The organism is Microcystis sp. LE18-22.4A, from assembly GCF_027531105.1.
Classification (GTDB): Bacteria; Cyanobacteriota; Cyanobacteriia; order Cyanobacteriales; family Microcystaceae; genus Microcystis; species Microcystis aeruginosa.
Window position 1 is genome coordinate 1 of the sequence record NZ_JAPZRB010000440.1, and the last position, 5,065, is coordinate 5,065.

The 5,065-nt window shown below is 49.2% G+C and carries 7 protein-coding genes; all 7 read right to left on the reverse strand.

All coding sequences use genetic code 11. The annotated features are described in order from the left end of the window. Positions 1-324: 324 nt before the first annotated feature. On the reverse strand, positions 325-735 hold the full coding sequence (locus O9295_RS19360; RefSeq protein WP_288034646.1) for a helix-turn-helix domain-containing protein: 411 nt from the start codon (positions 733-735) through the stop codon (positions 325-327). Between the two features lie 275 nt (positions 736-1,010). Then, on the reverse strand, positions 1,011-1,358 hold the full coding sequence (locus tag O9295_RS19365; protein ID WP_159253659.1) for a HepT-like ribonuclease domain-containing protein: 348 nt from the start codon (positions 1,356-1,358) through the stop codon (positions 1,011-1,013). After that, entirely contained in the window at positions 1,345-1,653 is a 309-nt protein-coding gene (locus O9295_RS19370) for a nucleotidyltransferase family protein (RefSeq protein ID WP_024968661.1), read from the reverse strand. Before O9295_RS19370 ends, O9295_RS19365 begins: the two co-directional genes overlap by 14 nt. Positions 1,654-2,049: 396 nt before the next feature. Then, positions 2,050-2,970, reverse strand: a complete 921-nt coding sequence (locus O9295_RS19375; protein WP_353851877.1) for a hypothetical protein — start codon at positions 2,968-2,970, stop codon at positions 2,050-2,052. Next, entirely contained in the window at positions 2,963-3,400 is a 438-nt protein-coding gene (locus tag O9295_RS19380) for a type II toxin-antitoxin system VapC family toxin (protein WP_139374444.1), read from the reverse strand. The genes O9295_RS19375 and O9295_RS19380 overlap by 8 nt, the downstream gene beginning before the upstream one ends. Positions 3,401-3,444: 44 nt before the next feature. After that, positions 3,445-3,654: a YlcI/YnfO family protein gene (locus O9295_RS27495; protein ID WP_353851878.1), complete on the reverse strand. Its 210-nt coding sequence runs from the start codon at positions 3,652-3,654 to the stop codon at positions 3,445-3,447. An 86-nt stretch (positions 3,655-3,740) separates the two neighbouring features. Then, complete coding sequence (locus O9295_RS19385; protein ID WP_235614827.1) at positions 3,741-4,331, reverse strand: tyrosine-type recombinase/integrase; 591 nt, start codon at positions 4,329-4,331, stop codon at positions 3,741-3,743. Between the last annotated feature and the right edge of the window lie 734 nt (positions 4,332-5,065).

A 5,065-nucleotide genomic window follows, 5' to 3' on the forward strand; every position in this document is an offset into this window, starting at 1 on the left:
AACCGCCGACACCATCGGTCAAAGCATGGGGGCATCGCGGCTGGGGTTGTCTCTTTCATCGCTGCTCTTTCAACGTAAAGTGCTTACTCTTTAACGATTATACTCGATTTGATCTTTATTTGGCGTTTAAGTCCCATTAGGGGAAAGCGCGTCCTCGATCGAGTGAAGTTTCCTCACTCAAGGTTTGAAGAACAAGGCAACGAGTGGCCAACTTCCTAAGCGTTCCTGTATCGTCTCGAAGTGTCGATTGACTAACGGTTCAATTACTCAATTTATGGGGAAGAAACCAGTTCACGGTAACTGTGGGCGAACGCAAAGCGCTCGCTACACGAGATCGTCTTCGGAACTAACATCCGAGCTAATAATTGCCTCCGCAATCTGCCGACGTGTGACCCCCGATAAACAAAGGGCGCAGGTTATCAGGTCAAGTGAAACCGAGGGATCACCCGATTCAATTTTCGCCACTCGTGACTGGCTCGATTCCATTCTTTTTGCTAACTCTTTTTGAGAAATGTTTTGACTTTTTCTAATTTCTTTTAATTTTCTCCCGAGGGCTAGTTTGAGTTCGATAAGCTCGGATTCTACGGGCGTAAGCTCTAGAAATTCCTCTACTGTTCCCACCTTCCAGCCCGCCGCTTCTAAACGTTGACGTTTAGCTAAATCCATGTCCAATCTCCCAGGAGTTTTCACCTCTCCACTCAACCAAACGATATCTTTATCATTTTTGTTTTGCATTTATTATCCCATAATATGTCAAATCTGACATACGGGCAAGTGCTAAACTGCCTTTTGTATCAGACTTCCTGCGAGCTTGAAGATATATCGCTTTAATAGACTTCTTGCATAAATCCGAAAACAAACGATAGAAACAATAATGGGAGGGACTTTCAGTTAATTATTTATTAGTAGTTGATAATCTTCAAAAATGTTGCTGTACAAGGATCGAATTAAGACTTTTGCAAGAGGTCTAAGAGGTCTATTGGCTCGAAACTGTTTCCTGTTCCCATAATTTACGCTTCCAATTCTTTAATTGCCTTTTCAACTTCAATCAAAAGTAAACCTAAATCTTGAGTGATTACTTGCCAGACAATATCTAAGTCAACATCAAAATAAGCATGAACAATACGATTTCTCATGCCGATGATTTGTCGCCAAGGGATTTTAAAATACTTAACTTGGCAAGGTTCAGAAACATTATTAGCAGCTTCGCCCATTATTTCAATTAATCTTACGAGAGCTAAAGATAACATCCTATCGTCATCTAAATCTTGTCTGGTGCGATTATTTACAAAAGATAATGCCTCTTTTGCTGAATCTCTGATGTGTTTTAGCCGAGTTAAATTATCAATTTTGCTCATAAATAACTATAGCTTCTGCCAAGACTTGCTCACGAAAATAACGGCTTAAATCTGCCGATGTTCTTAAATCTATCTGGCGATTTATTATATTTGATAACTCATCTTCCATCGTAATAATAGCTAAACCAGGAGTCTTCCCTTGTTCAAATTCTACTAAAACATCAACATCACTTTCTCTTGTAAAATCATCCCTTAATACTGAACCAAATAAAGATAACTTGCAGATCGAGTGACGCTGACAAAATTGTTTAATTTCTTCTTGAGATAAATTAATAGGAAGAGTTGTTTTTTTCATGGTTAAAACTCCTAATTGATGATTTTTAAATCTCAGATTTAAGAGGGGTGACTTAAAACTCCATCGCCTTAATTAATAAGTAGTCGTGCAAAATAAATTTCCTAGTGAAGAAAGGCACTCATGCAAGAGGCAAGAGGCAAAGGGGGGGTTAAAACCTTCCCACAACTCTAATTTTTCGGGTGTATAGGCTTCTTATTGGTCGAAGGTAATCGGGGCGGAATCCAGTTCGGGTCGCGGGAAGGGTGGCTTTTGACTCATGGCGGGCAGAGAGAGATGGCGATCCGGTACGCGGTCGGTCTATCAATTCTAACACCCCTAGATCCCGCGTCCGCTCCTAGTCCCTCGATCTGGGGTCGCGGTAATTCGGAGGGAACGATCGCCAGTCAAGGACGAAAATCAATCGGTCACTACCCCGTAATACTTCTCTAACATGGTCAGCATCCCTTCCTCCAACTCGCTCAAGTAGGGTCGCTGTAGTTTCCCCAAGATTCCCAAAAAGGCGACGGCGGCATCTTCCAAGTCCTCGCGTTCCCTCAGTCTCGACAATCGATCTCGCGTAGCGAGCGCTTTGCGTTCGCATAATCGCCGCACCGTCTGACAGTCCCCTTCGGTGTAGCCTAACTCCTTGAGGTACTCGATTTTAACCAGATCGATCGCCCCATCGTGAAGTCGCAGATCGCAGGAGCGCGGGTGAACGGCAGTAACGATCGCCCAACAGTTGTTTTTCCCTTTCAGGCGCGGGTTATCTTTGGCAAGGATACCGACCACTTCCCCCACCTCGAAAACATTCGCTTTCCCTTTGTCCCGGTATTTACCCACCGTCTCGCGAACGATTCGGTGGTCGGGTGTTTTGCCCCCAGCTTCCGCTACGGCCTCATTCCAGACGGTGGGTTGTTGTTGCGGGGCAAGGACGGCCAGGGGGCGCACCTGATACTCGCTCGATGGTAGGAGCGGGCAGTTAGCGGCACTCAGGGTTCGGTAGATCGCCGCCCCCGTAATTAAATAGTTGGCCTTCTGACGACTGTGACCGAATCGCCCCCGACAGTAATCCTCGAAGGAGTCGTACCCGTCCCGGTACAACCGTCGATCTCGCAGTTCTTGCAGGGCGGAACCGGCCTGGTAGAAAGCCCGTTCTACCGTCCGCTCTAACCGCTCCCTGTCCCTGACCTCCTCCTCGCTCAACGGTCGCAAGGATTGAATCACCTCCACCTCGATCGCAAAGCGCTCGCTACGCGAGATCGCTTCTACCCCGCGCCCCGCAGAAGCTAACATTTCATCGAGTTCGTCTTCTGTCCATTCCGACCGTCTTTTAGCCATCGCGTTCATTTTCCCCATCCAGAACGAACACATAGGACGGTTTGGGAACTAGAGCCTTCAAGAATACCGTGTCAGCCGTCCAGTAATTGGCTCTCTCTCTCTCGGCTACAGCCAGAAAAACCGCATCGTACAACGTCAGTAAACCGTACATCCGGGCCATCTCCCACGCCCTCTCTCGAATATCTTCCCCATCGACATAATCGATCGGTAATTCCCCGAAGGCACTATAGAGTTGACCCGCCTCCCCTTCCGTTAGCAGACCACTCCTGATTTTTTTCCGCAAAACCGAAGCGATTTCGGCCCATGCGAAACAGGGGAGGACGATCCGACCCGATAGCGCCCGGCCGACCAATTCCGTCGCCGCTCCTTCCTGTTCGTCGGGACACAAATATTTGATGAAAACACTGGTATCGATACAGTAACTACTCAAGCTCCGATTCCCCCTCTCTCAACTGACGGAGCAGGGGGATCGGGTCAGGGTGTACTCCCGTTCTCCGTTTGACCTGTTCGGTGTAATCGCTGGATGGTATCGTGAGCTTCTAAGGCTTTACGCCGCCTCACCTCTCGCTCCACGGCTTCCACTACTAGCTCGTTAAACGATTCTTTCCCAGACTTGAGCCGCTTGGCCTGCCGCATCAACTCAGACGGGAATCGGATCGTCACCGCTTCCTTTTCTATAACCATTTCCAATAACCACCGTTTAGTTACATTTTACGGGAATTTTGCCAGCCCTATAGGATAGATATGGCTACCAGTGCTTTGCTCCAAGCTCAGACCAACCCCGCTAACAGGTCGGAGATTTCCCCTTGCACATTTTTGCGGTTGTCATCGTAGATCATTAAAGTATTGAGATCAGCGTGACGGCTCAATTTCTGCACCCGCCGCACGTCACCGCCCGTCGCGTCGAGAGCGGCGGTTATTCCCGAATGACGCACCCGGTGGGGCGACATTTTCTTGTTCACCCCGGCCGCAGCGGCGATTTTCGCCACCAATTTATGGATCGCCGAGCCGGTCAGTCGATGACCGCGACTACAGCGATCGAGGGCGATAAAAAGAGGTTGACGGATATCGAGTTCCCGCCGCTCCCGTAACCAATCCACAAGTGCGTCGAGGGTCGGACGCGACAGACTGACGGTTTCTTTCTGTTGACCCCGGCCTTTACCGAAGATGGCCAACGTTCGACCCTCGGTATCGAGATCCTTAATATCCGCACTCTCGATCTCCCCCCGCCGGAGGGCGTTATCCCAGAGCAATCGTAGGATGGCGTAGTCCCGTTTCCCCTTGAGAGTTGAGCGGTCGGGAACGGCCAACAGGTCGCGGTAAACTTCCTTGCTCACCCCGGTGGTGTCCCGGTAACGCACCACCTTGTCCCCCGATACCTCGGACAGATTGAAATCGCATTGCCCCAGTTGATTGGCCAATCTCACCAGGGACTTGATCGCCGATAAGCGCCGGTTTCTCGTCGCCTCTGCTAGTCCCCGCTCGTCCCGCAGGTGAGCCTTATAGCGCAGTACCAAAGAGAGCGCAGCGAACCGATCGAGGGAGAGGAATTCTTGCGTTACCCCCGGGGTCGGTTCCTCGCAACCGAAGGCGAAGACAAAGAAATCCTTTAAATCCCCCGCATAAGCGTGTCGCGTCCGGGGCGAACGCTTGGCCGCAAGCAGTTGGGCTAATACGTCCGGGTTGTCGAGGGCTTGCCCTGAGCTAGGTCGAAGGGGGGCGATATCCTCGCGTTTGGTTAGATCGGTGGCTGACACGAATTTAGGGTTGCGATAATGTAGCTTTACGCTACCTAGATTATCATGTTTGACATCCCGACAACGTCCCGTTGTCAGAAAACGGGGTCGCAGACGCTCGACGGTCGGGGAATGAGACGAACGAGGTCAAACAGCATCTAGAGGGAAAACATTTGACGTGATGGACAATCAGGTATGCTATTTAAACGGGCTTCCACAGATTAAAACACGACCGTTTTATTGTACTCCCTTCGATTGATTCAAGAGATTTTGGTAACATTCGGTCGGGGTACGGTAAGATAAATATTTAAAGGGAGTCTGATTAATTATTTCTGCAAATCTTTCGTTATCAACCGCAT

What these genes read in the sequence shown, in the direction of transcription:
- O9295_RS19360 (WP_288034646.1), bottom strand. Translation starts at nt 735, where the DNA reads ATGCAAAACAAAAATGATAAAGATATCGTTTGGTTGAGTGGAGAGGTG.
- O9295_RS19365 (WP_159253659.1), bottom strand. Translation starts at nt 1,358, where the DNA reads ATGAGCAAAATTGATAATTTAACTCGGCTAAAACACATCAGAGATTCA.
- O9295_RS19370 (WP_024968661.1), bottom strand. Translation starts at nt 1,653, where the DNA reads ATGAAAAAAACAACTCTTCCTATTAATTTATCTCAAGAAGAAATTAAA.
- O9295_RS19375 (WP_353851877.1), bottom strand. Translation starts at nt 2,970, where the DNA reads ATGGCTAAAAGACGGTCGGAATGGACAGAAGACGAACTCGATGAAATG.
- O9295_RS27495 (WP_353851878.1), bottom strand. Translation starts at nt 3,654, where the DNA reads ATGGTTATAGAAAAGGAAGCGGTGACGATCCGATTCCCGTCTGAGTTG.